Annotated in this window: 30 protein-coding genes; 21 read left to right on the plus strand and 9 right to left on the minus strand. The window is 72.7% G+C overall.

The features are described 5' to 3' along the window. Together ACZ4TR_RS19790 and ACZ4TR_RS19795 are read right to left on the minus strand one after the other, a co-directional pair. Nucleotides 1-1,047: a DUF2235 domain-containing protein gene (locus ACZ4TR_RS19790; protein ID WP_465288400.1), complete on the minus strand. Its 1,047-nt coding sequence runs from the start codon at nt 1,045-1,047 to the stop codon at nt 1-3. Nucleotides 1,048-1,267: 220 nt separating this feature from the next. After that, nucleotides 1,268-1,822 carry a hypothetical protein gene (locus ACZ4TR_RS19795; protein WP_465288401.1) on the minus strand — a complete coding sequence of 185 codons (555 nt, stop codon included), beginning with the start codon at nt 1,820-1,822 and terminating at the stop codon, nt 1,268-1,270. Nucleotides 1,823-2,283: 461 nt separating this feature from the next. Between ACZ4TR_RS19795 and ACZ4TR_RS19800 the strand changes: the two genes are divergently transcribed. From ACZ4TR_RS19800 to ACZ4TR_RS19825, 6 genes are all read left to right on the plus strand, one after another. Then, nucleotides 2,284-2,949, plus strand: coding sequence for a DUF4097 family beta strand repeat-containing protein (locus ACZ4TR_RS19800; RefSeq protein ID WP_465288402.1), 666 nt, complete (start codon nt 2,284-2,286; stop codon nt 2,947-2,949). Between the two features lie 124 nt (nt 2,950-3,073). Next, on the plus strand, nt 3,074-3,832 hold the full coding sequence (locus ACZ4TR_RS19805; protein ID WP_364521671.1) for an IclR family transcriptional regulator: 759 nt from the start codon (nt 3,074-3,076) through the stop codon (nt 3,830-3,832). A gap of 83 nt (nt 3,833-3,915) precedes the next feature. Continuing rightward, on the plus strand, nt 3,916-4,947 hold the full coding sequence (locus tag ACZ4TR_RS19810; RefSeq protein ID WP_465288403.1) for a Rieske 2Fe-2S domain-containing protein: 1,032 nt from the start codon (nt 3,916-3,918) through the stop codon (nt 4,945-4,947). Continuing rightward, entirely contained in the window at nt 4,944-5,108 is a 165-nt protein-coding gene (locus ACZ4TR_RS19815; RefSeq protein ID WP_465288404.1) for a hypothetical protein, read from the plus strand. Before ACZ4TR_RS19810 ends, ACZ4TR_RS19815 begins: the two co-directional genes overlap by 4 nt. Next, complete coding sequence (locus ACZ4TR_RS19820; protein WP_465288405.1) at nt 5,105-6,037, plus strand: PDR/VanB family oxidoreductase; 933 nt, start codon at nt 5,105-5,107, stop codon at nt 6,035-6,037. Before ACZ4TR_RS19815 ends, ACZ4TR_RS19820 begins: the two co-directional genes overlap by 4 nt. Nucleotides 6,038-6,106: 69 nt before the next feature. Continuing rightward, the gene (locus tag ACZ4TR_RS19825) at nt 6,107-6,535 is read left to right on the plus strand and encodes a cupin domain-containing protein (RefSeq protein ID WP_465288406.1); all 429 of its coding nucleotides are present in this window, start codon (nt 6,107-6,109) and stop codon (nt 6,533-6,535) included. A gap of 8 nt (nt 6,536-6,543) precedes the next feature. On the opposite strand, the gene ACZ4TR_RS19830 is transcribed toward ACZ4TR_RS19825, so the two are convergent. Further along, a complete protein-coding gene (locus ACZ4TR_RS19830) occupies nt 6,544-7,503 on the minus strand; it encodes a zinc-binding dehydrogenase (protein WP_465288407.1) in 960 nt (319 codons plus the stop codon). Between the two features lie 172 nt (nt 7,504-7,675). On the opposite strand from ACZ4TR_RS19830, the gene ACZ4TR_RS19835 reads away from it, so the two are divergent. The 3 genes from ACZ4TR_RS19835 (at nt 7,676) to ACZ4TR_RS19845 (ending at nt 10,777) form a co-directional block, all read left to right on the plus strand. Next, entirely contained in the window at nt 7,676-8,800 is a 1,125-nt protein-coding gene (locus ACZ4TR_RS19835) for a serine hydrolase domain-containing protein (protein WP_465288408.1), read from the plus strand. Nucleotides 8,801-8,839: 39 nt separating this feature from the next. Beyond that, nucleotides 8,840-8,998: a hypothetical protein gene (locus ACZ4TR_RS19840; protein WP_465288409.1), complete on the plus strand. Its 159-nt coding sequence runs from the start codon at nt 8,840-8,842 to the stop codon at nt 8,996-8,998. Between the two features lie 111 nt (nt 8,999-9,109). Beyond that, on the plus strand, nt 9,110-10,777 hold the full coding sequence (locus tag ACZ4TR_RS19845) for an alpha/beta fold hydrolase (RefSeq protein ID WP_465288410.1): 1,668 nt from the start codon (nt 9,110-9,112) through the stop codon (nt 10,775-10,777). Between the two features lie 183 nt (nt 10,778-10,960). Here ACZ4TR_RS19845 and ACZ4TR_RS19850 read toward each other — a convergent pair whose 3' ends face one another. Further along, entirely contained in the window at nt 10,961-11,854 is an 894-nt protein-coding gene (locus ACZ4TR_RS19850; protein WP_465288411.1) for an SDR family oxidoreductase, read from the minus strand. A 109-nt stretch (nt 11,855-11,963) separates the two neighbouring features. Between ACZ4TR_RS19850 and ACZ4TR_RS19855 the strand changes: the two genes are divergently transcribed. Further along, complete coding sequence (locus tag ACZ4TR_RS19855; RefSeq protein WP_465288412.1) at nt 11,964-12,551, plus strand: TetR/AcrR family transcriptional regulator; 588 nt, start codon at nt 11,964-11,966, stop codon at nt 12,549-12,551. Here the strand turns inward: ACZ4TR_RS19855 and ACZ4TR_RS19860 are convergent. Beyond that, complete coding sequence (locus ACZ4TR_RS19860) at nt 12,527-13,297, minus strand: methyltransferase (protein ID WP_465288413.1); 771 nt, start codon at nt 13,295-13,297, stop codon at nt 12,527-12,529. The two genes, ACZ4TR_RS19855 and ACZ4TR_RS19860, sit on opposite strands and share 25 nt — an antisense overlap. A 166-nt stretch (nt 13,298-13,463) precedes the next feature. Here ACZ4TR_RS19860 and ACZ4TR_RS19865 point away from each other — a divergent pair, with 166 nt between their 5' ends. From ACZ4TR_RS19865 to ACZ4TR_RS19875, 3 genes are all read left to right on the plus strand, one after another. Continuing rightward, entirely contained in the window at nt 13,464-13,853 is a 390-nt protein-coding gene (locus tag ACZ4TR_RS19865) for an STAS domain-containing protein (protein ID WP_465288414.1), read from the plus strand. Next, on the plus strand, nt 13,843-14,634 hold the full coding sequence (locus tag ACZ4TR_RS19870) for a GAF and ANTAR domain-containing protein (protein ID WP_465288415.1): 792 nt from the start codon (nt 13,843-13,845) through the stop codon (nt 14,632-14,634). Before ACZ4TR_RS19865 ends, ACZ4TR_RS19870 begins: the two co-directional genes overlap by 11 nt. 98 nt (nt 14,635-14,732) lie before the next feature. Next, entirely contained in the window at nt 14,733-15,170 is a 438-nt protein-coding gene (locus ACZ4TR_RS19875; RefSeq protein ID WP_465288416.1) for an Hsp20/alpha crystallin family protein, read from the plus strand. Between the two features lie 45 nt (nt 15,171-15,215). Here ACZ4TR_RS19875 and ACZ4TR_RS19880 read toward each other — a convergent pair whose 3' ends face one another. Next, the gene (locus tag ACZ4TR_RS19880) at nt 15,216-15,605 is read right to left on the minus strand and encodes an STAS domain-containing protein (protein WP_364521687.1); all 390 of its coding nucleotides are present in this window, start codon (nt 15,603-15,605) and stop codon (nt 15,216-15,218) included. 108 nt (nt 15,606-15,713) lie between these two features. Here ACZ4TR_RS19880 and ACZ4TR_RS19885 point away from each other — a divergent pair, with 108 nt between their 5' ends. From ACZ4TR_RS19885 to infA, 6 genes are all read left to right on the plus strand, one after another. Then, nucleotides 15,714-16,511, plus strand: a complete 798-nt coding sequence (locus tag ACZ4TR_RS19885) for a MerR family transcriptional regulator (protein WP_465288417.1) — start codon at nt 15,714-15,716, stop codon at nt 16,509-16,511. Between the two features lie 315 nt (nt 16,512-16,826). Then, the gene (locus ACZ4TR_RS19890) at nt 16,827-18,809 is read left to right on the plus strand and encodes an APC family permease (RefSeq protein WP_465288418.1); all 1,983 of its coding nucleotides are present in this window, start codon (nt 16,827-16,829) and stop codon (nt 18,807-18,809) included. Between the two features lie 58 nt (nt 18,810-18,867). Beyond that, nucleotides 18,868-20,367 carry a phosphodiester glycosidase family protein gene (locus ACZ4TR_RS19895; protein WP_465288419.1) on the plus strand — a complete coding sequence of 500 codons (1,500 nt, stop codon included), beginning with the start codon at nt 18,868-18,870 and terminating at the stop codon, nt 20,365-20,367. A gap of 23 nt (nt 20,368-20,390) precedes the next feature. Further along, the gene (locus ACZ4TR_RS19900) at nt 20,391-20,804 is read left to right on the plus strand and encodes a TMEM175 family protein (RefSeq protein ID WP_465288420.1); all 414 of its coding nucleotides are present in this window, start codon (nt 20,391-20,393) and stop codon (nt 20,802-20,804) included. 49 nt (nt 20,805-20,853) lie between these two features. After that, nucleotides 20,854-21,639, plus strand: a complete 786-nt coding sequence (locus ACZ4TR_RS19905) for a GNAT family N-acetyltransferase (protein WP_465288421.1) — start codon at nt 20,854-20,856, stop codon at nt 21,637-21,639. Then, complete coding sequence (gene infA / locus ACZ4TR_RS19910; protein WP_364521693.1) at nt 21,629-21,850, plus strand: translation initiation factor IF-1; 222 nt, start codon at nt 21,629-21,631, stop codon at nt 21,848-21,850. The genes ACZ4TR_RS19905 and infA overlap by 11 nt, the downstream gene beginning before the upstream one ends. A gap of 52 nt (nt 21,851-21,902) precedes the next feature. On the opposite strand, the gene ACZ4TR_RS19915 is transcribed toward infA, so the two are convergent. After that, nucleotides 21,903-22,265: a VOC family protein gene (locus ACZ4TR_RS19915; protein ID WP_465288422.1), complete on the minus strand. Its 363-nt coding sequence runs from the start codon at nt 22,263-22,265 to the stop codon at nt 21,903-21,905. 77 nt (nt 22,266-22,342) lie between these two features. Continuing rightward, complete coding sequence (locus ACZ4TR_RS19920) at nt 22,343-23,227, minus strand: LysR family transcriptional regulator (protein ID WP_465288423.1); 885 nt, start codon at nt 23,225-23,227, stop codon at nt 22,343-22,345. A 72-nt stretch (nt 23,228-23,299) separates the two neighbouring features. On the opposite strand from ACZ4TR_RS19920, the gene dapA reads away from it, so the two are divergent. Then, nucleotides 23,300-24,202, plus strand: coding sequence for a 4-hydroxy-tetrahydrodipicolinate synthase (gene dapA, locus ACZ4TR_RS19925; RefSeq protein ID WP_465288424.1), 903 nt, complete (start codon nt 23,300-23,302; stop codon nt 24,200-24,202). Here dapA and ACZ4TR_RS19930 read toward each other — a convergent pair. Further along, on the minus strand, nt 24,173-24,898 hold the full coding sequence (locus ACZ4TR_RS19930; RefSeq protein WP_465288425.1) for a class I SAM-dependent DNA methyltransferase: 726 nt from the start codon (nt 24,896-24,898) through the stop codon (nt 24,173-24,175). The genes dapA and ACZ4TR_RS19930 overlap by 30 nt on opposite strands. 93 nt (nt 24,899-24,991) lie before the next feature. Between ACZ4TR_RS19930 and ACZ4TR_RS19935 the strand changes: the two genes are divergently transcribed. Further along, a complete protein-coding gene (locus ACZ4TR_RS19935) occupies nt 24,992-25,264 on the plus strand; it encodes a hypothetical protein (RefSeq protein ID WP_465288426.1) in 273 nt (90 codons plus the stop codon). The last annotated feature ends 22 nt before the right edge of the window (nt 25,265-25,286 follow it).

Raw genomic sequence — 25,286 nt, forward strand, 5'->3', positions numbered from 1 at the left:
TCAAACCGTGGTGATCTTGGGGCTGCCTTCGAGGTAGGTCACGAGGTTCGCGGGCGAGTACGCCATCGCCGTGTGCCGGTCGTGCGCGCTGGACGCCAGCGACTCCGACGGCGCGTCCGCCCGGCCGATCGGCCGGTCCGCCGAACCGAACAACCGGAAGAACACGCTGAGGGAGTTGTGCAGTTTCCCTTCCGGGTTCGCGCCGGCCGGGTCGCCGAACGCGCCCGGGTCGAAGTCCAGGCCGCACCGGCCGGCCCGCTCCGCCAGCCAGCGCAGGGCGATGTCCGCCAGGTCGCGCTCCCGGTACCCGCCCCCGACGTCGGAATGCGCCCCGGTGAACCAGACCTGCTCCCGTTCCTGGTTCCGCTCCGCGGGTTTGGCCGAGGGCTGCCACACGGCCGGGACGTAGGACTTGCGGTGTTCGTCGATGGCCAGCGCCTGGAAGGCCGACTGCACGGTCGAGCTCAGCGTCATGTCGTGGAACTGCCAGCGCCGGTTGATCCGGTGCAGCAACCGGCCGCCGCTCAGCGGGATGCCCAGCGCGCCGACCGTGTCCCAGACCCCGATGAACCGCACGGGCGTCACGTCCTCGTGGGCGTGCTCTGCGCGGAACCGGACGGCCGCGGGACTGTCCGGGCCGGTCGCCGCGTCACGGTCCCGGTAGAGCCGGTAGGCCTCGTCGATCAGGCCGGCGTGCTCGGGGCGCAGGACGCCGCAGTTGCGGAGGAAACCCACCGTGCTGCGCGCGGTGTAGGCGCCGCGGCTGAACCCGAAGAAGAACAGTTCGTCCCCGGGCACGTAGTTCTCGACGAGGAACCGGTAGGCGTCCCGCACGGCGGCCGACAGGCCCCAGCCGAACGCTCCGCCGGCGAGGTGCCCCACCAGCGGCAGGCCGGCGCCGACCCCCTTGAGGTAGCAGGTCGGCTGGCGCACGCCGTCCGCGCCCTCGCCGGGCACGGCGTCCCACACCCGCGCGACGTTCGTCCGAGCCGGCTGCTTGAGGGAGTTCCAGGTCCCGTCGCAGCAGATCACCAGTCGTTTCTTCATTCCGCCTCCCGGCCCGCCGGACACGCGTGAGTCGCATCCGGACGGTCGCCCGTTACGCCGGGCAGCGCCGTTCCGGGTCGGAGGGTTTCCGGTGATCGCCCGCCGGTCACTCGAACCGGACTGGCCTCCCGGGCACGGCTTCCGTGCCCGGCCGGTGAGGCCGACGGCGACGGGCCGGCCCACCCGGAGGTGAGCCGGCCCGTCATCGCGGAGGCGCGCGTCAGCCGCGGAGCAGCGCGAGGATCTGGTTCAGCAGGTCGACCAGCGCCTGCAGATCGGTCAGCGGGCCCGGGTCGAGCAGGCCGGCGATCGCGCACAGCAGGTTGCCGAGCAGGTTGCCGGGGCCGGACTCGGCCGTGATGTTCAAGTGGACGCGGTCGAGGTGCACGACCAGGCCGAGCAGGTCGAGATCGAGCGGCCCGAGCACCAGGTCGAGGATTTCGCAGGACGCCGCCGCGACGCCGACCGGCACGGTCACCGCACGGGACTCCGTGCCGGCCGCCTGGCCCGCGGAGTCCGTCAGCGTCACGTCGGCGACGCCGTTGGCCAGCAGGGTGGTGCCGTCCGCGACGAAGCCCGTCGGGGTGAAGGTGCCGGCCGCCGTGCCGGTGCCACCGGCCGCATCGGTGAACGTGCCGGTGATCGGGGTGGACAGCGCCGGGATCGCCGGAGCCGCCGGCGCCGGGGCGGCGGAGGCCGGGCTGGTGAAGAGGGCGACCATCGCGGTCACGAGGATCGCGACGACCGCCGCGATGCCGGTCTTCCGGACTCTCATGGTGAACTCCTTCAGAGGAGGAACGGGACGCTCCAGGGATCCACCGAAATGGCTCCGGGAAACGCGAAGAACCGAAAAACCCGGAGTGGGCAATCTCAACTGATCGAGATCGGTTCCCGCCGTAACCGATCCGGCGCCGGCTCGTTTGCGCGCCGCGACGCGCGAGCGGTATTTTCCTTACGGTAGCACGTTTATCGTGCTCGGTGGCGTCCGGACCATGGACAAAGGACTGTCCATTCAGAACTACTGTGACAGACCCGAAGAAATGTTCTCATACGCCGGTTGAACCGAATGCACGACCGGTGCCACCCCCGAATGCCGGAAAGCGATCACCCGTGATTCCGGCGTCACCCCGGGCCGTGTCAGCCGCCGTGTCAGCGCGGTGGCCGCCGGGTGTCAGCCCGCCCGGCGACAGTGGTTCCCGTCCCCACCACCGGGGGCACCGACCACAGGAGAACACGATGCAGACCTTCGCCACCCCCGCCGCGATCACCGCCACCCTCGACTTCGCCGCCGGCCGCGTCCGGCTCGTCGCAACCGACCGCGCCGACACCACCGTCGACGTCCGCCCCGCCGACCCCGGCAAGAACCGCGACGTCAAGGCCGCCGGGCAGACCACCGTCAGCTACACCGACGGCGTCCTGCGGGTCCACACCCCGCAGGGCCGGAACCAGTACTTCGGCCCGTCGGGCTCGATCGAGGTCACCGTCGGGCTGCCCACCGGGTCCCGCGTCGAGGCCACCACCGCCGGCGCCGAACTCGACGGCACCGGCCGCCTCGGCGAGGTCACCTTCACCGGCGCGTACCGCCACATCAAGCTCGCCGAAGCCGCGAGCGTCCACCTCACCGCCACCGACGGCGACGTCGAGATCGGCCGCCTCGGCGGTCCGGCCGAGATCAGCACCGCCCGCGGCGACATCCGCATCGGCGAAGCCGCCGCGGGGCTGGTCACGCTGACCACCCAGGCCGGCAGCATCACGGTCGGCGCGGCCGCCGGCGTCTCGGCTTCCCTGGACGCCGGCACGACCTACGGCCGCATCGACAACACCCTGAAGAACAGCGGCACCGCCGAACTCTCGATCCGCGCCACCACCAGCCAGGGCGACATCGTCGCCCACAGCCTCTGACCGGCCGGTGACGAAAGGGACATCGGGGGCAGGTGACGAGCTGAAGGGGCCTGGCATCGCAGGCGAGGAAGGGCCCCTTCAGCTCACCGGGCACCGCCGGCTCCGTCCACTATGCTCGGTGGCCGTGCCGCGTCGAGGTCGTGCTCCGGGCGCCACCGGGCCCGTGCTCGGACGGGCGCTGCGGGTGCTGGGCGCCTTCACCCCGGACCGGCCCGCCTTGCGGCTCGGCGAGATCGCGCGCCGGGCCGGGATGCCCACCGCCACCGCGCACCGGCTCCTGCGGGAGTTCTGCGAGTGGGGTGCGCTCGAACGCGACGAATCCGGCGTCTACCGCGTCGGGCTGCGGCTGTGGGAGCTCGGGTCGCTCGCGCCGCGGGGGCTGGGGCTGCGCGAGCGGGCCCTGCCGTTCCTCGAGGACCTCTCCCAGATCACCCGCGAAAACGTGCAGCTCGCCGTCCGCGAAGGCACCGAAGTCGTCTACATCGAGCGGATCGCCGGAACCGGGGCCGTGCCCGTGCTGACGCGCGTCGGCGGGCGGTTCGCGCTCACCGCGACCGGAGTCGGGCTCGTCCTGCTCGCCCACGCGCCCGCCGAGGTGCAGGAGGACGTCCTCCGCAACCCGATCGAGCGGTACACCCCGGAGACCGTCACCGATCCGGACCGGCTGCGGCACATGCTCGCCGACGTGCGCACCCACGGCTTCTCCACCAGCGAACGCCAGGTGACCCTCGACAGCCTCTCGGTCGGGGCGCCGATCCACGACGCGCGCGGCCAGGTCGTCGCCGCCGTGTCGCTCGTCGTGCGGTACGGCAGCGCGTCGCCGCACGCGCTGGCCCCGCTGGTCATGACCAGCGCCCGCGCGATCTCGCGCGCGCTCGGCTGAACTTTCCATCTTATGGAAACGCCCTTCGCGGGCGCCGGGGCGTTCCCGCACGCTGTGTGCCCCGCCACGAGAGGACGAAACCGATGAGCGCCATTCCCCGCGACCAGTGGTACGTCGCCGCGTACGGCTCCGAGATCGGCCAGGACCTGTTCAGCCGCACCATCTGCGGGGAGCCGATCCTGTTCTGGCGGACCCGCGACGGCGGCGTCACCGCGATGGCCGACCGCTGCGTGCACCGCCGGTTCCCGCTGTCGCAGGCCCCGTCCCGGCTCGTCGACGACCAGGTCGTCTGCGGCTACCACGGCTTCACCTACGGCGTCGACGGCAAGTGCGTGTCCGTGCCCGGCCAGAACCGGGTGCCGCGCACCGCCCGGCTGCGGAGCTACCCCCTGGTGGAACAGGACTCCTTCGTCTGGGTGTTCATCGGCGACCCGGAGAAGGCGGACGTCACGAAGATCCCGCGCGCGCCCTACCTCGACTCCCCCGGCTACACGACGGTCGCCGGGATGGAGCCGCTGAAGGCGCGGTACTCGCTGCTGGTCGACAACCTGCTGGACCTTTCGCACGAGACCTACCTGCACGGCGGCTACATCGGCACGCCGGAGGTCGCCGAAACGCCGATCACGACGGAGGTCGACGACGAGGCCGGGATCGTCTACGTGTCCCGGCACATGGCCGACGCGGCGTGCCCGCCCTTCTACGCCAAGTCCACCGGGCTGCAGGGCCGGATCACCCGCTGGCAGGACATCGAGTACACGCCGCCGTGCCTCTACAAGCTGCACAGCCGCATCGCGCCGGTCGGCTCGGTGCCGAACCCGGACGGCAGCGACCCGGACGCCTTCCACGTCGAGGTCGTCTACGCGATCACTCCCGAGACCGAAAACTCGACGCACGACTTCTGGGCGGTGGCCCGGGACTTCGCCCTCGACGACGACGGCGTTTCGGCGTTCCTCGCGGAGAACAACCGCACGGTCGTCCTCCAGGACGTCGAAGCGCTCGACGTCCTGGAGCGGGTGATCGCCGCGGAACCGGAGGGCTACCAGGAGCTGTCGGTCAACATCGACACCGGCGGCCTCGCGGCGCGCCGGCTGCTGCAACGGCTGGTCACGTCGTGACGCGGCCGATGCTCACCGGCGACCGCGTCCACCGGATCCACTGGGTACTGGGCACCGACCGGCTGCGCGCGGTCTGCCACTGCGGGGCCGAGCGCGAGTTCGACGACCCGGTGGCGCTGTGGGACTGGCTGCTGGCCCATCCCGAAGGGCACGGAGCATGACACTCGAGCTGGTGGTGGCGGACAAGGAAAAGCTCGCCGACGGCGTCGTGCGGCTGACACTCCGGGCACCGGACGGGCAGCCGCTGCCGTCCTGGGAACCGGGGGCGCACGTCGATCTGCGGCTGCCCGGCGACGTCGTCCGGCAGTACTCGCTGTGCGGCCGGCCCGGCGACACTTCGGCGTACCAGGTCGCGGTCCTGCGCGAGCCCGCCGGCCGGGGTGGGTCGGCGTACGTGCACGACGAACTCGGTGCCGGGCAACGGATCCAGGTCGACGGGCCGCGCAACCACTTCGCGCTCGTCGACGCGAAACGCTACCTGTTCGTCGCCGGCGGCATCGGCATCACGCCGATCCTGCCGATGCTCGACGCGGTCGCCGGAACGGGCCGCGAGTGGCAGCTCCTCTACGGCGGCCGGACGCGGTCCTCGATGGCCTTCACCGCCGAACTGGCCCGCCACGGAGACCGGGTGACGATCCGTCCGCAGGACGAACACGGGCTGCTCGACCTGCCCGCGCTGCTGGCCGAGCCGCGGCCGGACACCGCGGTGTACTGCTGCGGCCCGGATCCGCTGCTGGCGGCGGTGGAAGAGCACTGCGCCGGCTGGCCCGAAGGCGCCCTGCGCGTCGAGCGGTTCGCTCCGGTCGAGGACGACGGCCCGCGCACCGCGTTCGAGGTCGAACTCGCCGGCTCGGGCCGCGTCCTGGCCGTCCCGGCGGACCGCTCGATCCTGGAGGTGGTGGAGGAGTCGGGGGTCCCGGTGCTGTCCTCGTGCCAGGAAGGCACGTGCGGCACCTGCGAAACCGGCGTCCTGGGCGGCACCCCGGACCACCGCGACTCGGTGCTGACCGCGGCGGAACGGCGGGAGAACGAGGTGATGATGATCTGCGTGTCGCGTTCGTGCTCACCGCGGCTCGTGCTCGACCTCTGATCACCGCTCCGGACGGGCGCACCGGGCGCGGGGCGGGGAAGATGGCGGGGTGACGAAGGGACCACTCCGATGACCGACCTCTGGCACCAGCCGCTGCGGCACATCCGCGGCGCGGACCTGACCGGCGACACGAACCAGACGAGCGGGATGAAGCGCCTGGAGGCGATCTCCGGGAAGACGGTGGGCTCGTCGAAGGTCTGGATGGGCGAGACGCACGTCGCGCCGGTGACGAACTCGGGCGACCACCACCACGGCGAGGCGGAGACCGCGATCTACGTCAAGTCGGGCCACCCGGTGTTCGTCTTCGCCGACGGCGACGAGGAGGTGCGCATCGAAGCGGGACCCGGGGACTACATCTTCGTGCCGCCGTACGTCCCGCACCGCGAGGAGAACCCGACGGACGAAGAGGCCGTGGTGATCATCGCGCGCAGCAGCCAGGAGGGGATCGTCGTCAACCTGCCGAGCCTGTGGGCGCCGGTCGAGGTGCCCCGGGACTGACTTCGCTGCTAGCACAGCACCACCAGCTTCCCGCCGGCCAGGTCGTCCTCCATGTACCGGTGCGCGGCCACGATCTCGTCCAGCCCGAAGACCCGGTCGATGTGGGGCCGGTGCACCCCCGCCTCGACCTCGCCGACGATCCGCTGCAGCACGTCCGCGCGGCCCGTCATGTCCTTGCTGTGGAAGGCCGTCAGCCGCGTGCCGGACGGGATCATCGCCACCGGCTGGAAGTCCGCGATCGACCACCCGCTCAACGAGCCCGCCACGCACACCGTGCCACCGCGGCGGACCAGCCCGAGCGAGTCCACCGCCGTGCGCGCGCCGACGAGGTCCAGGACGAAGTCGGGCTCCCACGGCAGATCCAGCGGTCCGCCGTCGTCGATCACCACGTGGGAGACGCCCGCCGCGGTCACCGCACCGGCCTTGTCCGGGCGCCGGGTCGTCGACGCGATCTCGAGGCCGTGGCCGGCCGCGATCGACGCCGCCGCCAGCCCGACCGACGACGTCCCGCCGCGGATCAGCAGCCGCGTTCCCGATGCGATGGCCAGCGCGTCCAGCGCGCCCTGGGCCGTCAGGTACGTCTCGGGCAGCGCCGCCAGGACCTCCCAGGACAACGTGGTGGTGATGGGCATCAGCAGCGCATTCGGCAGCAGCGCGTACTCCGCGTAGCCGCCGTCGAACTCGCGCCCCATCTCGCCCATCACCGCCGCGACGGTCGTCCCCTCCGGCAGCGCCGGATCGGTGGACCCGGCCACCACGCCCACGCATTCGATGCCGAGCACCCGCGGGAACCGGACGTCCGGAGAATGGCCCTGCCGGGTCCGCAGCTCCGACCGGTTCAGGCCGGCGCCCTTCACCCGGACCAGGCTCCAGCCTTCCCGCACCGCCGGGACCGGCAGGTCACGGACCTCCAGGACCTCCGGGCCACCCGCTCCGGCACAGACCGCCGCGCGCATCGTCGTAGTCACGGCGGCACCGTGGCACGGGAACTCCCTTCCGGCAACGCATTTCCCGCGGTACCCCCGAGAACGGGCACACGGTAGCGCCAGCGCTACCCGTGATCCGGTAGCCCGCGCTACTGATCTTCGCGCCGGGTTCGAGCAGCATTTCCGGTATCGAACCGGACATGGAGGAGAACCGATGCGCAAGGGTGCAGTGATCTTGACGGTGGCGGGGCTGCTGGGCGGCTTGACCACGACGGCGGCGGCCACCGGCCCGAAGCCGCCCGTGCAGGCGAGCCTCGACGCGCTGGTGAGCCAGGAGAAGTTCCCGGCGGCACTGGCCTGGGTGGGCCGGGACGGCACCGGCACGTCGCTGGTCGCCGGGTCCGCGCGGCTCGACCGCCGCGTCCCGGTCCCGCGCGACGGCCGGGTCCGGGCGGGCAGCAACACGAAGACCTTCACCGCGGTCGTCGTCCTCCAGCTCGTGGCCGAGGGCCGGGTCGAGCTGGACGCGCCGATCGAGCGGTACCTGCCCGGGCTGGTGCGCGGGGAGGGCATCGACGGGAACGCCATCACCGTCCGGCAGCTGCTGCAGCACACCAGCGGGCTGCCGAACTACACCGAGTACCTCGGCGTGGAGAACTTCGAAGACGTCCGGCACAAGTTCTTCCAGCCGCACGACCTGCTCGCCGCGGCGCTGGCCCACCCGGCGAAGTTCGCGCCCGGCACCAAGTGGGAGTACAGCAACACCAACTACCTGCTGGCCGGCCTGCTGATCGAGCACGTGACCGGGCGTCCGGTGCAGGAGCAGATCACGAAGCGGGTGATCGCGAAGGCGGGCTTGCGCGACACGTACTGGCCGCAGCCGGGCGACGAGACCATCCAGGGGCCGCACCCGCACGGCTACGCGCTCGCGAACAGCACGGGCACGAAGGTCGTCGACGCGACCGAGATGGATCCGTCGTGGGGCGGGGCGGCCGGCCAGCTGATCTCGACGCCGAGCGACCTGGCGAAGCTGTCGCGGGCCCTGCTCGGCGGCCAGCTGCTGCCGGCCGCGCAGCTGGCCGAGATGCGCAAGACCGTCGACGCGCCGCTGTTCCCGGGGTGGCAGTACGGCCTCGGCCTCTTCCGCGTCCCGCTGAGCTGCGGCGGCGCCTACTGGGGCCACGGCGGCGACATCGACGGCTACGAAACCCGCGGTGGCGCCACGGAAGACGGCCGTTCGGTCGGCCTGGCGGTGACCGCGCTGCCGGGCACGTTCGGCGACGGCGAGAAGGCCGCGGTCGCCGTCCTCTCCACTGTGGACACCGCGTTCTGCGAGTGACGTCCGCTTGAGATGGCGGCCTCCGGGTAACCACTCCCCATGACCGAAGCCGAGCACGGCCCCATCACCCCCGACGCACCCCGCCCGCCCGGGACCCCGGAGATCGACCTCGACGTCGACATCCCCGAGGTCGACCGCGAGGAGCCCGAGCACCAGGACGTCGACGAGGACGCCGGGGAGGCCGAACCGCCGGGCTGATCACCGGATCGAGGGAATTCCCGGCGCGAACGGTGGTCTCCGGGCTGCCCTCGCCCGTCCCGCTGTGCTTGGGTGTTCCCGAATTGCCGGGGACCGAGGAAGGAAGCTGCGGTGCGGACGTCGCGAACGGGGTTGGCGGTGGCGGTCGCTGTCCTGGTGGGGGCCGTCGCGCCCGCCGCCGCGACCACGCCCGATCCGCTCGCGCCCTACCTGACCCAGAAGGTCGAGTGGGGCGCGTGCCCTTTCAAGGCGAAAAAGGGCCAGTGCGCGCGGATCACCGTCCCGCGGGACTGGTCCGCGCCGGCCGCCGGGAAGGACCTGAAGGTCTCGATCAGCCGCGCCGCCGCGACCGGCGAGCGGCGGGGCGCGATCCTGGTGAACCCGGGCGGGCCCGGTGGCCAGGGCACCTCGCTCGCCGGTGCGCTAGCCGGCCTGGAACCGGCGGTGAACGAGCACTTCGACTTCGTCGGCATGGACCCGCGCGGCACCGGCCAGGAGGGCGGCGACGACGACGGGTTCGTCTGCCGGGTGCCGATCGGGCGGCTCCCGGCCGAGGACGACCTCGACGCGCGCGACCGGTCGGCCACCAGCATCGACCGGCACCAGCGGATACCGCGGGCGGTGGCCGAGGCCTGCCAGAGCGACGCGCTCGCGCCCTTCGTCACCACCTGGCAGACCGCGCACGACATGGACCTGATCCGCGCGCTGCTGGGCGACGAAAAGCTGAACTACCTCGGCTACTCCTACGGCACCTGGCTCGGCGCGAAGTACGCGTCGCTGTTCCCCGGGCACGCCGGGCGGATGGTCCTCGACTCCAGCGTCAACTTCGAAGGCCGGCTCCAGGCCGCGTTCGAGGCGTTTCCGAAGATCGACCAGCGGCAGTTCGACCGCGTCTACGCGCCGTGGCTGGCCCGGCGGTTCCCGGACCAGCTGGGCAAGTCCGCCGCCGAAGTCAAGAAGAACTGGGAGCGGGCCCGCGCCTACTTCCGTGACCAGGGCTTGTCGCCGGACGTCTTCGACCACGTCTTCGTCGGCAACGGCAGCAAGAAGCAGTGGCTGATCGGCGCGCTGATCCTCACCAAGGGGCTGGCCGCCCTCGACGGCAAGGCCCCGGCACCGTCGGCGGACCTCGACCGCGTGGCGCGCTCGGTGTTCGGCCGTCCGGCGGACCGGCTGACGGCGGCCGACGTGGCGCCGCCCGAGCCCGACTACGCGGACGTGGGCGGCACCCGCCTGGCCGTGGCGTGCGGCGACCAGCCGACGCGCGCGGCGACCTGGTACAAGCTGCTCAGCGACCTCCAGGGCCCGCAGTACCCGCTGTTCGGCTGGGCGTACGGGCTCAGCGAGGCGTGCGGCTTCTGGTCCGACCCGCCCCGCCACGCGCTGCCGAGGCTCCCGGCGGACGCGGCGAAGAACGTGCTGGTCGTCCAGGGCGAGTTCGACCCGCAGACCGGCTACGAACAGGCCGAGGCGGCGGCGCGGGCGGCCGGGCTCCCGATGGTTTCGGTGGCGGATTCGCCGTTCCACGGCCAGTACGCGGTCAGCGGCAATTCCTGTGTGGACGGTCTGGTGAGCGGCTACTTCCTCGGCGCCGCCCGGCCCGCCGCCACCATCTGCCCGGGGGTCCCGCTGCCCGGGGAGAAGGAGGTCTTCCCGGTACCGGGCCCGGCGGGCGACCCGGCCGGGCGGCCGGCGGAGGAGCCGGCCCCGCGGGACGCGCTGTCCCCCACCCGGGAACGACTCCAGGACGAGATCAGCGCGGTCAACCGCGGGTACTAGCCGACCGCCGCGCACTGTCCCAATGTGGCGTTCGGTGCGTCCCACGCACCCAATGTGGCGTTCGGTGCGCCCCACGCACCCAATGTGGCGTTCGGTGCGCCCCACGCACCCAATGTGGCGTTCGGTGCGCCCCACGCACCCAACGCCACATTGGGGCGCTCGAACCGCGCCGCGGGGACGGCGCTAGCCCGAGTACGCGCCCGTGTCGAGGTCCTCGATCAGCGTGCGCCCGGTCGGCGTCCACCCCAGCAGCTCCTGCGTGGCGGTGCTCGTCGCCGCCAGGTCCATCGCGAAGAAGCCGCCGATCCAGCCGAAGTGGGCCGCGACGTCGCCCGCCGGGATCGACGCCACCGGCAGGTCGAACGCGCGGCCGATCGCCTCCGCGATCTCCTTCGTCGGCACGCCTTCCTCGGCGACCGCGTGCAGGCGGCTGCCCGCCGGCGCCTTCTCCAGGCCGAGGACGACCATGCGCGCGGCGTCCGTCACGTGCACCGCCGCCCAGCGGTTCGTGCCGTCGCCGGGGTAGCCGGCCACACCCTTCTCCCGGGCGATCGCCGAGAGGTGCGCGATGAACCCGTGGTCGCCCGTGCCGTGCACGGTCGGCGAGAACCGCAGGCTCACCGGGTGCACGCCGTGGCCGGCGTACTCGAGCGCGAGGTTCTCGGCGCCGCCGCGCGGTGAGTCCGGGCCGTGGAACGGGGACGCGTCGGCTTCGGTGGCCGGCCTGCCCTGCACCAGCCCCGCGACCCCTGACGCCAGCAGGAACGGGCGGCCGCTGCCCGCGAGCGCGTCGCCGATCGTCGAGACGGCGGCCCGCTCGGCCGCGTTCGACGCGGCCTGGTCGGCGAAGTCGTGCTTGTTCGCCAGGTGGATGACCGCTTCGGCCGCCTCGGCGCCGGCGCGGATGCCGTCGAGGTCGTCGAGGTCGCCCCGCCGGACCTCGACGCCCTTCGCCTCGAGCTTCGCGGCGGACGCGGCCGACCTGGCCAGCCCGGTGACCTCGTGGCCCGCGGCGAGCAGCTCGCCGACGACGGCGGTGCCGATCCAGCCCGAGGCTCCGGTGACGAAAACGCGCATGACGTGAACTCCTTCGATTTCAACGCACTATGTCAGTGACAGACGTCATTCGCTGACATACGCACCCTACGCCTTTATGTCAGCCACTGCCATCACTAGACTCGGGACCATGGCGCGCTGGGAACCGGGGACCGCTGAACGGCTGCAGAAGGCCGCGCTCGAACTGTTCGCCACCCGCGGCTACGACGAGACGACGGCCGCGGAGATCGCGCAGTCCGTCGGCCTGACCGAGCGCACCTTCTTCCGGCACTTCAGCGACAAGCGCGAGGTGCTCTTCCAGGGCCAGGAACTGCTGGTCCAGGCGTTCCTGGACGGCATCGCGGCCGCGCAGGCGGACGCGTCGCCGCTCGAGGTCGTCGCTTCGGCGCTGCGGTCGGCGGCGACCTTCTTCCCGGACGAGCGCCGCGCGCACTCCCGCACCCGGCAGTCCGTCATCGACCGGAACCCCGCGTTGCAGGAACGGGAGCGCCACAAGCTGACGACCTTGGCCTCGACGGTCGCCGAAGCCCTGCGCGCCCGCGGCGTCGACGAACCCGCGGCCACCCTCGCGGCGGAGTCGGGGGCCACCGTGTTCGGGATCGCGTTCACCCGGTGGCTGCGCGAAGAACGGTCACTGGCCGACCTCGCGGCCGAGGTGCTGGACGAACTGCTGACGCTGGCCGCGACGGCGCGTCAGGCCTTGCGCCCCACGAGGTGAAACACGCGGCTGAGCCGGCGGTAGGGATCTCGCCGGCCGGCTTCGAACTCGACGGCCGCCACGCGTTCCGCGTCGGCCGGATCCACCTCGGTGCCCCCGAACCCGAGCCAGTCGACGAACAGCCAGACCCCGTACCACCGCACGGGTTCCACCCCGCGTCCCCGGAGCAGGCCGCCGAGCTCCTCCACCGTGTCGGCCCGGGTCGGCACGCCCAGCACGCCGATCTCGGCGCGGGCGTCGAACGCCGCCAGGGCATCCTCCCAGCGCTGTTCCAGCGCCGGACGCACCGCCATCGCGTGGGCGTTGCCCGCCATGATCGACACCACGCCCCCGGCGGCGGCGCACCGGCACAGCTGGTCGAGCACCGGCTCCGGCCGCTCGAGGTAACCGAGGACGCCGTGGCAGAGAACGGCGTCGAAGCGCTGTCCGCCGACGGCTTCCTCGGCGTGCTCGCCGCCGGCTTCGACGAGCGTCACGCGCTCCTGGATCTCGGGCGACAGCCGTTCGCGCGCCTTGCCGAGCATCGCGGGCGACGAGTCCAGCAAGGTGACGTCGTAACCGGCCCGCGCCAGCGGGAAGGACTGGTGGCCCGCGCCACCGCCGACGTCGAGCACGGTGGCCGGGGGCGGCGGGAGGTGCTCCAGCAGCTGCCGGTGCAGCACGGAGGTGCGCACCCGCCCCTTCACCGACGCGTAGGCGTCATCGGCGAACCGACCGGCCAGCGCGGACCACGTGTCGTCACCCACGCGGGTCAAGGTACCGCCGCGGCCCTGGTGACTCCGGGGTGGCGCGCGGAGTACTGTCGGCGTCGCTGCGGTTGAGCAGAGCAGCCGCCCCCTGGCACCCATCCGCCGAGCGCGCCGCGCGCCGGCCGGGACGGCGGGCTCGCCCGCCTCACCGAGGTGAGGACGCATGCACGACACCATCACCCGTCCGGGCCTCACCTTCCTGCTGGAAGCGCCGCCTCGGATCGCGATCACGACGACGGCCGACCGCACGGTCGTGGCGGTCACCGGCGAGCTCGACCTGTCGGTGACCGGCCGCCTGGCGGACTTGCTCGGGGAAGAGCTCGACCTCGCGCCGCGCGCGCTGGTCATCGACTTGACGCACCTCGCGTTCTGCTCGGCGCGGGGGCTGGGCGTGGTGCTGGACGCGGTGGCCGCGGCCCGCGCGGCGGGGATCCCGGTGGCCGTCGTCGCCGGCGGACGTGCGGTGCTGCGTCCGGTCGAGGCACTGGGGCTCGAAGCCGAGCTGCCGCTGTACCGCACGCTCGCCGAGGTGGAGGAACACCATGTCCGATGAGCAGGAGTGGCAGCGCGCCAAGGAGACGTTCGTCGCCGGCGAAGACCGGCCCGCCGCCGGTCCGCTGGCCGGGGAGTTCGCCCGGCTGACGAGCCGGCTGCTCACCGCCCCCACCGTCGAAGACGTCCTGGAGCGCGTGCTCGAGGCCACCACGCTCATGGTGCCCGCCGCCGACGTGGCCAGCTTCACGCTGATCGGCACCGACGGGCAGTTCCACACGCCCGCGGAGACCGACGAGGTTGCCGTCGAGCTGGACCTGCTGCAGTACCGGTTCCGGGAGGGGCCGTGCGTGGAGGCCGCCGTGCCGGCCGGGCCGGCCGTGGCGATCGCGCCGGACCTCGCCCACGAGCCCCGCTGGCCGCAGTGGGCGCCGGCCGCCGTCGGGCTCGGCGTGGGCGCCGTCCTCTCCACCGCGCTCATCCCCGGCGCGCCGACCGGCCGGTCCGTCGGCGCGCTCAACGTCTACTCGCGCGCGGCCGGCGGGCTGGACGAAGCCGACCGTGACGTGTTGCTGCTGCTGGCCACCCACGCGTCGCTGGCCGTCGCCGCGACCGACGCCGTGACACGCGGTGAGCTGCAGTCGGCGCACCTGCGCCGGGCGATCGACGGCCGGGACGTGATCGGGCAGGCCAAGGGCATCATCATGGCCCGCCGCGGCGTCTCGGCGGACGAGGCGTTCGACGTTCTCCGGCGCACCTCCCAGGACCTGAACGTCAAGCTGTCCGAACTGGCGAGGACCCTCGCCGAGCGGCACGCCGAGATCGACCTGCCCGCCCGCTGACGTCATCACATCGACGACTTACCTCTTGTCATCGTTTCGACGACATGCTACAAACGTAGTGCGTGTTGACGACCCCGAACGCGAACAGGAGGAGAACGATGTTGATGCGCACCGACCCGTTCCGCGAGCTGGACCGCGTCGCCCAGCAGGTCTTCGGCACCCCCGGCACCTGGTCCAAGCCGGCCGCGATGCCGATGGACGCCTACCGCGCCGGCAACGAGTTCGTCGTCTGCTTCGACCTGCCCGGCGTCCCCAAGGACGCCATCGAGCTCGACATCGAGCGCAACGTCCTGACCGTCAAGGCCGAACGACGGCCCTTCCCCGGCGGTGACGACGTCCAGATGCAGGTCTCCGAACGCCCGCTCGGCGTGTTCTCCCGCCAGCTGTTCCTCGGCGACACCCTCGACGCCGACCACATCGTGGCCGACTACGAGGCCGGCGTGCTCACCCTGCGCATCCCGGTCGCGGAGAAGGCCAAGCCGCGCCGCATCGAGATCGCCGGCGACGAGTCCGACCGCAAGCAGATCAAGGCCTGAGGCCTTCGGTGGGCGGGCCGGCTCCGGCCCGCCCATTTTCGTCGTTCAGTCCGCCGTGGCGGGTCGCGGCGGCTCAGCGTCCGGCTGCCGCCGGATCCACGCGCGGGCGTCGTCCATCGAGGCGTGCAGGGCGAGGGCTTCGTCCAGCCGGCTGAGGCGCACCACGCGCACCACCGGGTAGCGGCCCGCGACCACCGCGAGTGGTACGCCGCCGTCGGCCGTCTGCGCGGCGAGCTCCGCCAGCACCTGCAGGCCTGCGGAGCCGCAGAAACCGACGTCGTCCAGGTCGACGATGAGCGCCTCCGGCCGGTCGGCCAGCACCGCCCGCGCCCGCGCGCGCAGCACCGGCGCCGTCCCCAGGTCCAGGTCGCCGGCGGCCGCGACGACGACCGCTTCGGGCACCGCGCGCACCCGCACCGTCAGCTCGCCGGTCACCGTGTCTCCTTCCGCCGGTGCCCGACCTTAAATGCCCCGCATCGTTTTGTCATCGATTTGCGGCTCAAGAGCCAAGCGGCGCGTGTCGCGCGGGTCCATCATGGAGGAATGAACCAGCCGGTCACCGCTCCCGCCGTCACCTGGACGGCGGGAGCGGTCGCCCGGATGCTCGGGCTGCCGCCGTCGACGCTGCGCGCATGGCACCGCCGCTACGGCCTCCCGCTGTCGGCGCCGCAGACCGGCAGCCACCGCCGCTACGGACGGGCCGACGTCGACGCCCTGCTCCGCATGAAGCACCTGATCGAGCAGGGGCTCGGCACGGAAACCGCGGCGGCGCGCGCGTTCCACCCCGGCGGCGGCACGGATGTCGCGACACTGCTGAGGGCGATCCGCGACCTGAAGATCGACACGGCGACCGCGCTCCTGGAGGCGCACCTCGTCGACCACGACGTCGTCGGCACGTGGGAGCGCCTCTGCCGGCCCGCGCTGGGCGCCCTGGACGGCGACCGCTGCGTCGACCTGGTGCACGGGCTTTCGTGGGCGATCGCCGCGGCCCTGCACCGCTGCCCGGCGCCGGGCAGCGCCGCCCCGCCGGTACTGCTGGCGTGCGCCGACGGGGACCGGCACACCCTGCCGCTGGAGGCGCTGCGCGCGGCGCTGGCCGAACACAGCCGCGCGGCCCTGTTCCTGGGCGGGTCCATTCCGGACACGGCGCTGCGCGACGCCATCGCCCGCACGCACCCGGCGGCGGTCGTCCTGTGGAGCACCCACCCGGCGGCTCCCCCGCGCCGGCTGCGCGTACCCCGGCTGGTCCTCGCCGGCCCCGGCTGGCCCCGCCGGACGCCGCGCGCCGCCCGCCCGGCCTCGCTCGGCGAGGCGGTCGCACTGCTGACCGGCGCGGACTGAGGAGGATCGAGCCGGCGGCCCGGATTCCTTTGTCCGGCGGGTCGCCGACTCCGCAAGCAGGCTCGCAGCGCTGCCGAACGGCGCGGGAACCGTGCCCGGCGGCGCCATGGATCCCTTTGTCCGGCGAGTTCGCGGACTCCCGCAAGCAAGGCCGCCACACCGTCAACCGAAGCGAAGCCGTGCCCGGCAGCGCCACGGAATCCCTTTTGTCCGATCAGCTCGCCGACCCCGCCCGCGACCGGCCACCTGCGCCGCCACCTCCCGACGGCGTCCGGCATCCTGAGACCCGCTGTGTCCAGGGACGAGGGGACGACAATGGGTGTTTCACCCGAGGTGACCGTGCCGGCGAGCGTCGACAGCCCGGTGCCGCCGAAGCCGCCGGCCTCCGGGGTGGCGCGCTGGCTGCTGGAGCACCGGGTCGCGCCCGTCGGGCGGCAGGGCGGCGAGGACCACGGCACGCCGCAGGCCTGGTGGAAGGTCATGTGCCTGACCGGCGTCGACTACTTCTCCACCCTCTCCTACCTGCCCGGGATCGCCGCGCTCGCCGCCGGGGCGCTCTCGCCGCTGGCGACGCTGCTGATCGTCGCGCTGACCCTGCTCGGCATGCTGCCGATGTACCGCCGCGTCGCCCGCGAAAGCCCGCACGGCCAAGGCTCGGTGGCGATGCTGGAGGACCTGCTGCCGTTCTGGCGCGGGAAGCTCTTCGTCCTCACCCTGCTGGGGTTCGTCGCGACGTCGTGGATCATCACGATCACGCTGTCCTCGGCGGACGCCACCGTCCACATGCTGGAGAACCCGTACCTGCCGGGCTTCCTGCACGGCCACGCCGTGCTCATCACCGTCGTGCTGCTGCTGATCCTCGGCGGGGTGTTCCTGCTGGGCTTCAGCGAAGCGGTCGGCGTCGCCATCCCGCTCGTCGCGGTCTTCCTGGTGCTCAACGCCGTGGTCACGGTCGTCGGCGTGGTGGACCTCCTCGGCGACTCCGCGGACCTCTCCCGCTGGACCGACGCGCTGACCGCGGGCGGCGGCGGGTTCACCGGCGTCATCGGGCCGGCCGTGGTCGCGTTCCCGCTGCTGGTGCTGGGCCTTTCGGGCTTCGAGACCGGGGTCAGCATGATGCCGCTCGTTGCGGCGAAGGGGAAGACCGCCGAAGAGCGGATGGAGTCGCGGGTCCGCAACACGCGCAAGCTGCTGACCGTCGCCGCGCTGATCATGTCCGTGTTCCTGATCGCGACGAGCTTCATCACGACGGTGCTGATCCCGGCGGACGCGTTCAAGGAAGGCGGCGAGGCCAACGGCCGGGCCATGGCCTACCTCGCCCACCACGAGCTCGGCGAGATCTTCGGCACCGCCTACGACATCAGCAGCGTCCTGATCCTGTGGTTCGCCGGTGCGTCGGCGATGGCCGGCCTGATCAACATCGTCCCGCGGTACCTGCCCTCCTACGGCATGGCGCCGGAGTGGGGCCGCGCGGTGCGGCCGGTGGTGATCGTCTACACGGTGATCAGCATCCTGATCACGGTCGCGTTCGGCGCCGACGTCAACGCGCAGGCCGGGGCCTACGCGACCGGGATCCTCGCGATGATGGTCTCGGGCGCCGTCGCGGTGAGCATCTCGGCGGTCCGGCGGCGGCAGCGCGGCGCGGCGATCGGGTTCGGCGTCCTGACGCTGGTGTTGCTGTACGCGCTCATCGAGAACGTCATCGAGAAGCCGGACGGCATCGCCATCTCGGCCCTGTTCATCCTCGGGATCATCGTCGTCTCCCTGGTTTCGCGGGTTTCGCGGACGACGGAGCTGCGCGCCGAGCGCATCGAGTTCGACGAGGAAGCGCGCCGGTTCATCACCGATTCGCTGGCGCACGACGGCAAGCTGCACATCATCGCGAACAAGCGCCAGGGCGGCGACGAAGCCGAGTACTCGGCGAAGGAAGCCGAACAGCGCTCGATGAACCCGGTCCCCGGCGCGGCCGACGTCCTCTTCCTCGAGATCGACGTGGTCGACCCGTCGGAGTTCGCCAACGTGCTCGAGGTGCGCGGCGTGGACATCGACGGGTACCGGATCCTCCGCGCGGACAGCCCCGCGGCGCCGAACGCGATCGCGGCGATCCTGCTGGCGTTGCGCGACGTGACGGGCGTCCGGCCGCAGTGCCACTTCGAGTGGTCCGAAGGCAATCCGCTCGGGCACCTGTTCCGCTACCTGATCCTGGGCCGCGGCGACACGGCCCCGGTGGTCCGCGAGATCATCCGCACCGCGGAGAAGGACCCGGCCCGCCGGCCGGGCATCCACGTGGGCGGCTGAGCCGGGAGTTCATCCCGAACCCGTGCGCCGGCCACCCCGGCTGGGTACGTTGCTTCGCGTGAAGACTCCGGCGCCGCTCGCCCTGGCCCTGTCCGCCGCGCTCACGCTGGCGCTCGGCTCACCCGCTTCCGCAGGTGAGCTTCTCGCGCCCGGCCTGACCGTCTCCACCACCGTCACCGGCGAGGGCACCGGGCACAACACCTGGACCGTCACCGCGCTCGTGCCCGGCGGGTCGAGCCCCGATCCGGATGCGCCGCCGACCGCGCTCGGCAGCCGTGAGCACGCCGGCTCGCTCGTGACCTCCTTGCGGGGCAAGGGTTTCGCGGCCCGGGCCGAGCGGGTCGACTGGCCCGCCTTCACCGGCACTCCGCGCGGCGCCCTCGGCTGGCGGGTGCGGGTCGGCTCCTTCACCGACCGCGCGCAGGCCGCCGCGACCGCGAGTGCCATGACGGCGAACGGCTTCACCAACGCCGTCGAATGGACCGGCCAGGACGGACCCGAAGCGCAGGGCCCGCAGCGCGTCCGCGTCGCCACGGTCGATCCGCGGCGGTTCCGCGGCGACGTCGTCGCGTCGCACGGCGAGTCGGTGGCGGGGCGGCGCACGACGTCGGCGCTGTCGGCCGCCGCGGGGGCGCTCGTCGGGACCAACGGCGGTTTCTTCGTCATCGACCCGCGCGACGGCATCCCCGGCGAACCGGCCGGCATCGGCGTCTACCAAGGGCTGCTGCAGAGCGAAGCCACCGCCGGGCGGCCCGCGCTGCTGCTCGGCGGCCGTCCCTCGATCGGCGTCCCGCGGACCGCGCTCACCGTCGGCGGGCACGACGTCAACGGCGTCAACCGCAAGCCCGGTCTCATCCGCAACTGCGGCGAGCCCGGCGGCGTCCCGACGGACCGGCCGCTGCACGACACGACCTGCACCCATCCCGACGAACTCGTGCTCTTCACTCCGCAGCTCGGCACGCCCACCCCGGCCGGCGACGGCGTCGAAGCCGTGCTGGACTCCCACGACGTCGTCACGGCGGTGCGCCCCGCGGGCGGCGACGTGCCCGCCGGCGGGCACACCGTGCAGGGCATCGGCGCCGCGGCGAAGTGGCTGGGCGACCACGCGCGGCCGGGCGCGAAGCTGCCGGTCGGATCGCGGATCTTCGAAGCGGGCCGGCCGATCCACCCCACCGGCGTCGTCAACGGCGGCCCGTGGCTGGTCCGCGGCGGGCGGATCGCGGTCGACGCGGCGGCGGACGGCATCGTGCACCCGGGCGACCCGTCGTTCGTGTACGGCTGGGGCGTCAAGCGCAACCCGCGCACGATGGTCGGCCTCGACCGCGGGGGGCGGCTGCTGATCGTCACCGCCGACGGCCGTCAGCCGGGGTTCGCCGAAGGGCTTTCCCTGATCGAGGGCGCGCGGCTGATGGCACGGCTGGGCGCGGTGACCGCGATCAACCTCGACGGCGGCGGCTCGACGGCGATGGCGATCGAGGGCAAGCTCGTGAGCTCGCCCTCGGACGCGACGGGCGAACGCCCGGTCGGCGACGCGCTGCTGGTGCTGCCGCGGCGCTGATCACCTGGTGGTTGGATGACCGCGTGGAGCAGAAGAGATCATCCGAGCGGCTGGTGTTCTTCACCGACGCCGTGGTCGCGATCGCGCTGACGTTGCTGGTCCTGCCGCTGACGGACCTCGTGCCGGAGCTCGTCGCGGAACACGGGTCAGCGGTGGAGGCCGTCACCGGCAACTGGTCGAAGATCGTCAGCTTCCTGCTCAGCTTCGTCGTGATCGGCCGCTTCTGGTCCGTCCACCACCGCATCTTCGAGCACGTGCGCGCCTACAGCATCGCGCTCGTGCGCGTCAACTTCTGCTGGGCCGCGCCGGTAAATGAGTGGGCGGGACGACGGCGGCGCGCTATCGTGCCGGTGACCGTGACTCGACGCCGGGAGGTGAGCCCCATGAACGCTGTTTCGATGTGGGTGCTCCCCTCGTCGTCACGGTCGGGCGACTGACGTAGGGGTCGCCGGGAGCGCTTCAGGCACTCCCGAAAGGTACGAACCTTTGCAACTCGAGCATTTCACCTCGGGCGAGCCCGCGGTGGTGATCACGCGCGTCGCGCGGCGGCAGTGGCACGCGCTGGAGGACGACCGGGTGGTCGGCCGCGGCGAGGCTTCGACCCGGCCCGACGGGCGGATCTTCGTCAGCATCGACGCCTGGCACCGCTCGGTCTTCGACCAGCTCGCCGACGCGATGCTGGCGGAGCTCCCGTCCCCGCTCCACACGATCGTCGACGAGGCCGACGTCGAACTGGCGGCCGGCTGGGAACGAGCCGGCTTCACGACCCGGCGTCGCGAGTGGAAGTACGTCGTGCCCACCGGCGGCGCCGGCCGGGTGCTTCCGCCGCCGGGCGTGACGATCGTGCCCCGCGGCTCGGCTTCCGAGGGACCGCTGCGCGCGCTGGACCGCGTGGTCCGCGCCGAAGTCGAGGCGACGGTCGGCTGGCAGGAAATGCCGGCCGAGGTGCTGCCGCACCCACCCGGGGACACGGTGGTGGACCCGGCGTCGTACGCGGCCGCGGCCGAAGCGGGCGAGTACGTCGGGCTGGTCCGGGTGGTCCAGGTGACCCGGCTGCCCCGGATCGGCCTGATCGCGGTCCGCGCGGACCACCGGCGCCGCGGCATCGCCCGGGCGCTGCTGGCCGAGGTGCTGGGCGCCCTGCACGACGCGGGAATCCCCCGGGCGTCGGCGGAAGTCAACGAGGCCAACCCGGCGGCGACGGCGCTGTTCGAGAGCGTCGGCGCCCGGCGGGCGGGCAGCAACCTGGAGCTGGTGCGCCATGGCGGATAAGGGCGGCATCGAAGTCGAGGGCACCGTGCTGGAGTGCCTGCGCAACGCCACGTTCAAGGTGGAGCTGCCGAACGGGCACCAGGTCCTCGCGCACATCAGCGGGAAGATCCGGAAGAACTACATCAAGATCCTGCCGTTCGACCGGGTGCTGGTGGAGCTGAGCCCGTACGACCTGAGCCGGGGCCGGATCCTGTTCCGCTACCGGAACTAGCCCGGGGCGCGGTCCGGGAACCCGCGGGTGCCCGGACCGCGCTCGAGCCGGCTCAGCCGCGGGGGCTCCGGTCCGCGAACTCGACCGTGAAGCCGTCCGGGTCCCGCAGCTGCAGCTGCCGCTCGAAGCCGCGATCGCGCGGCGGGCCGGGGACCGGCACCCCGCGGGCGACGAAGTCCGCGTACAGCTCGTCGAGGTCGTCGGCCAGCAGCTCGACCTGGACGAACTGGCGCAGCCGATCCGCTTCCCGCTCGACGACGGCGCCGAGTTCCAGCAGGCCGAGCGTGGCGGAGTCCAGCCGCAGCAACACGAACCGGCCGTTGCGGACCTCGGTGGTGAATCCGAGGGACTCGTAGAAGGGGACCGAACGGCCCAAGTCGGTGACGGGCAGGCTCATCCCGGCGAACGTGATCAAGGCGCACTCCTTCGGCTCAGTGCGCCAACGGGAGTGCCGGGCGGGCGTTCCGACGCTGCACCCGCTCGCCGGCCAGCTTAGCCGAGCTCCGCCAGCACCGCCCGGATCGCCGGGCTCGCGTCGGCACTCCGCCGCCAAGCGGCGTGGACCTCTCGCTTCGGCTGACGTCGCAAGGAACGCGCCACCAGGTCCTCCCCCAGCGGCGGCCGGGCCAGGCGCGGGATCAGCGCCAGCACCTCGCCGGCGGCCACCAACGACAGCTGCGTCGCGAAGTCGTCGACCAGGTGACGGACGTCCGGTTCCGCCGGCGCGTCGGCGAACAGGCGCCGGAACCACTGGTGGCACACCGTTCCCGGCGGGCTGGTCACCCACGCGTGGCCGAAGACCTCGGCACCGAGCGGTCCGGTGACCGACGCGAGCGGGTGCGACCGGCTCATCACCACGTCACCTATGTCGGTGTGCACCAGCCGCTGCGTCAGCGACGGCGGCTGGGCGGCGGGCAGCCCGTCGGCGTCGTGGACGAGGGCGAGGTCGGCCGTCCCGGCGTCGACGCTGTGCAGTGCTTCGCCGGGGTCCTGCTCGGTGATCTCGACGCGCAATTCGGGACAGCGCACCGACAGTCCGCGCAGCACCGGCGCGAGCAGGCCGCGGATCGCGGTCGAGAACGCCACCACGCGCAGCGTCCCGCGCGGCGCGCCCTCCGAGACCGACTGGGCCGCTTCGGCGCACCGCTCCAGCGCCTGGAACACCTCCGGCGCCGAGTCGGCGATGGCCTGCCCGGCCGGCGTCAGCACGACCCCGCGCCCCGCCGGCGCGAGCACCGGCACGCCGACCTGGCGCTCCAGCCGTTTGAGCTGCTGCGACACCGCGGACGCCGTGAACCCCAGCTCGTCGGCCGCCCGCGCCAGCGTCCCGAGCGCCGCCACCGACCGCAGCGCCCGGAGCGCGCCCAGCTCGATCATCAAGCAAGATTACGCAATACCGGCAAGAAAGCATCGCTGGACCGCACCAGTCGCGCCGGGCAAGGTCGAGCCATGACCGACTTCGGCACCAACCTCGTCGCGATGGTGACCCCCATGCAGCCCGGCGGGACGCTCAGCGAACCCGGCCTCGCGAACCTCGTCGACCACCTGCTGGCCACCGGCTGCGACGGCCTCGTCGTCGGCGGGACCACCGGCGAGTCGCCGACCTTGACCGAGTCCGAAGCCGCCGGGCTCGTCCGGAGCGTGGTCGCGCGGACCGGGGGCGGGGCCCGGGTGATCGCGGGCATCGGCACCTACGACACGGCCGCGAGCGTCCGCCGGGCTCGCGAAGCCGAAGCCGCCGGCGCGGACGGGCTGCTGCTCGTCTGCCCCTACTACTCCCGGCCGACGCAGGCCGGGGTGGTGGCCCACTGCCTGGCGGTGGCCGACGCGGCCGGGCTGCCGGTGATGCTCTACGACGTGCCCGCGCGGGCCGGCATCGCGATGACGCCGGAGACCCTGGCCGAGCTCGCCGCCCACCCCCGGATCCGGGCGGTCAAGGACGCCAAGGGCGACCTGTTCGAGGCGATGACGGTGATGACCCGCACGTCACTGGCGTACTACTGCGGCATCGACGAGCTGAACCTGCCCTACCTCGCGTGCGGCGCGGCGGGCGTGGTGAGCGTCGTGGCCAACGTGGCGGCGGATCGCACGGCCGCCCTCATCGCCGCCGTCCGCCGCGGCGACCTCGAGGCGGCGCGGACGATCAACCAGTCGGTCATTCCGCTGGTGGAGGCCATCATGCGGACCGGCCCCGGGACGACGGCGGCGAAGGCAGCGCTGGTCGAACTCGGGGTCATCCCGCACGCGACGGTCCGCCTCCCGCTGGTGGAGTCCGCCCCGGCCGTCGTGAGTGTCCAGGACGGTCAGAACCGCTCTGGACACTCACGACCGGCGGTAGACCGACACGTGTGACGAGGACTCCGTCGTGAACTCCCCGCCGGTCCAGTCCGCGTGCCGGGACTCCAGCTCGAACCCGGCCAGCCGGCCCATCAGGTCCAGCTCGGCCGGCCAGATGTAGCGCTGCGGGCACCGGCCCAGCCGCGCCTCGCGGCCCGAGCCGAACCTGAAGTGGTGGGACACCAGGTGCTGGCGCACCGTGTCGTACGTATCGACCCCGACGTACCCCTGCTCGGCGGTGAAGACCAGCGCGTCCTGCCCCGGCGGGAGCCGCCGCAGTTCCGGGACGCCCAGCTCGATCACGAACCGGCCGCCGGGATCCAGGTGACGGGCCGCGTTGCGGAAGCACTCGATCTGCTCGTCCTGGGTGAGCAGGTTCCCGATCGTGTTGAAGACCAGGTAGACCAGCGAAAAGCGCCCCGGGGCCGTGGCCGTCGCCATGTCGCCGACGACCACCGGCAGGTCGGCCTTCTTCCGCAGCTGCCCCAGCATCGGCTCCGACAGCTCGATGCCGGTGACGGACACTCCGCGCGCGGCCAGCGGGACGGCGATGCGGCCGGTCCCGATGGCGAACTCCAGCACGCGCCCGCCGCCGGCCAGCGCGGCGAGGCGGTCCACGACCGGCTCCACGACCTCGGGCGCGAACACGCCGCGGCCCGGGGTGTCGTAACGTTCGGCGGTTTCGACGTCCCAAATGTCTTCCTGGCGCACGCCGACCACCTTCGACGCAACCCCTGAAACTGTCCAACGATTTGAACTTGCCCGATTTCGGGCAAGAATTTGGGTTTCGCTCCGGCGCAGTGCATGATGACCGGCGTGGAAGACACCGACATCGTCGAGCGCGTGGCCGCGTCCACCGGCCTGCCGCCGGGCGTCGCCGCCCGCGTCGTCGACGACGTCCTCGCCTTCTACCGGACACCCACCGAGCAGTACGTCCGCCGCAGGCACGCCGAGCTGCAGGCCGAGGGCCGGAAGAACCCCCAGATCTTCCCGCTGATCGCCGCCGAGCTCCGGGGCCGGCTCGTCGCCGCGCCCGACCTGTCCGAGCGCCAGCTGCGTCGCATCGTCTACGGCTGAAACAGCCCGACTCAGCCCCCTG

The sequence above is a fragment of the Amycolatopsis sp. NPDC028719 genome (assembly GCF_055565395.1).

What these genes read in the sequence shown, in the direction of transcription:
- ACZ4TR_RS19790 (WP_465288400.1), bottom strand. Translation starts at nt 1,047, where the DNA reads ATGAAGAAACGACTGGTGATCTGCTGCGACGGGACCTGGAACTCCCTC.
- ACZ4TR_RS19795 (WP_465288401.1), bottom strand. Translation starts at nt 1,822, where the DNA reads ATGAGAGTCCGGAAGACCGGCATCGCGGCGGTCGTCGCGATCCTCGTG.
- ACZ4TR_RS19800 (WP_465288402.1), top strand. Translation starts at nt 2,284, where the DNA reads ATGCAGACCTTCGCCACCCCCGCCGCGATCACCGCCACCCTCGACTTC.
- ACZ4TR_RS19810 (WP_465288403.1), top strand. Translation starts at nt 3,916, where the DNA reads ATGAGCGCCATTCCCCGCGACCAGTGGTACGTCGCCGCGTACGGCTCC.
- ACZ4TR_RS19820 (WP_465288405.1), top strand. Translation starts at nt 5,105, where the DNA reads ATGACACTCGAGCTGGTGGTGGCGGACAAGGAAAAGCTCGCCGACGGC.
- ACZ4TR_RS19825 (WP_465288406.1), top strand. Translation starts at nt 6,107, where the DNA reads ATGACCGACCTCTGGCACCAGCCGCTGCGGCACATCCGCGGCGCGGAC.
- ACZ4TR_RS19835 (WP_465288408.1), top strand. Translation starts at nt 7,676, where the DNA reads ATGCGCAAGGGTGCAGTGATCTTGACGGTGGCGGGGCTGCTGGGCGGC.
- ACZ4TR_RS19840 (WP_465288409.1), top strand. Translation starts at nt 8,840, where the DNA reads ATGACCGAAGCCGAGCACGGCCCCATCACCCCCGACGCACCCCGCCCG.
- ACZ4TR_RS19850 (WP_465288411.1), bottom strand. Translation starts at nt 11,854, where the DNA reads ATGCGCGTTTTCGTCACCGGAGCCTCGGGCTGGATCGGCACCGCCGTC.
- ACZ4TR_RS19855 (WP_465288412.1), top strand. Translation starts at nt 11,964, where the DNA reads ATGGCGCGCTGGGAACCGGGGACCGCTGAACGGCTGCAGAAGGCCGCG.
- ACZ4TR_RS19865 (WP_465288414.1), top strand. Translation starts at nt 13,464, where the DNA reads ATGCACGACACCATCACCCGTCCGGGCCTCACCTTCCTGCTGGAAGCG.
- ACZ4TR_RS19870 (WP_465288415.1), top strand. Translation starts at nt 13,843, where the DNA reads ATGTCCGATGAGCAGGAGTGGCAGCGCGCCAAGGAGACGTTCGTCGCC.
- ACZ4TR_RS19875 (WP_465288416.1), top strand. Translation starts at nt 14,733, where the DNA reads ATGTTGATGCGCACCGACCCGTTCCGCGAGCTGGACCGCGTCGCCCAG.
- ACZ4TR_RS19885 (WP_465288417.1), top strand. Translation starts at nt 15,714, where the DNA reads ATGAACCAGCCGGTCACCGCTCCCGCCGTCACCTGGACGGCGGGAGCG.
- ACZ4TR_RS19890 (WP_465288418.1), top strand. Translation starts at nt 16,827, where the DNA reads ATGGGTGTTTCACCCGAGGTGACCGTGCCGGCGAGCGTCGACAGCCCG.
- infA (WP_364521693.1), top strand. Translation starts at nt 21,629, where the DNA reads ATGGCGGATAAGGGCGGCATCGAAGTCGAGGGCACCGTGCTGGAGTGC.
- ACZ4TR_RS19920 (WP_465288423.1), bottom strand. Translation starts at nt 23,227, where the DNA reads ATGATCGAGCTGGGCGCGCTCCGGGCGCTGCGGTCGGTGGCGGCGCTC.
- dapA (WP_465288424.1), top strand. Translation starts at nt 23,300, where the DNA reads ATGACCGACTTCGGCACCAACCTCGTCGCGATGGTGACCCCCATGCAG.
- ACZ4TR_RS19935 (WP_465288426.1), top strand. Translation starts at nt 24,992, where the DNA reads ATGATGACCGGCGTGGAAGACACCGACATCGTCGAGCGCGTGGCCGCG.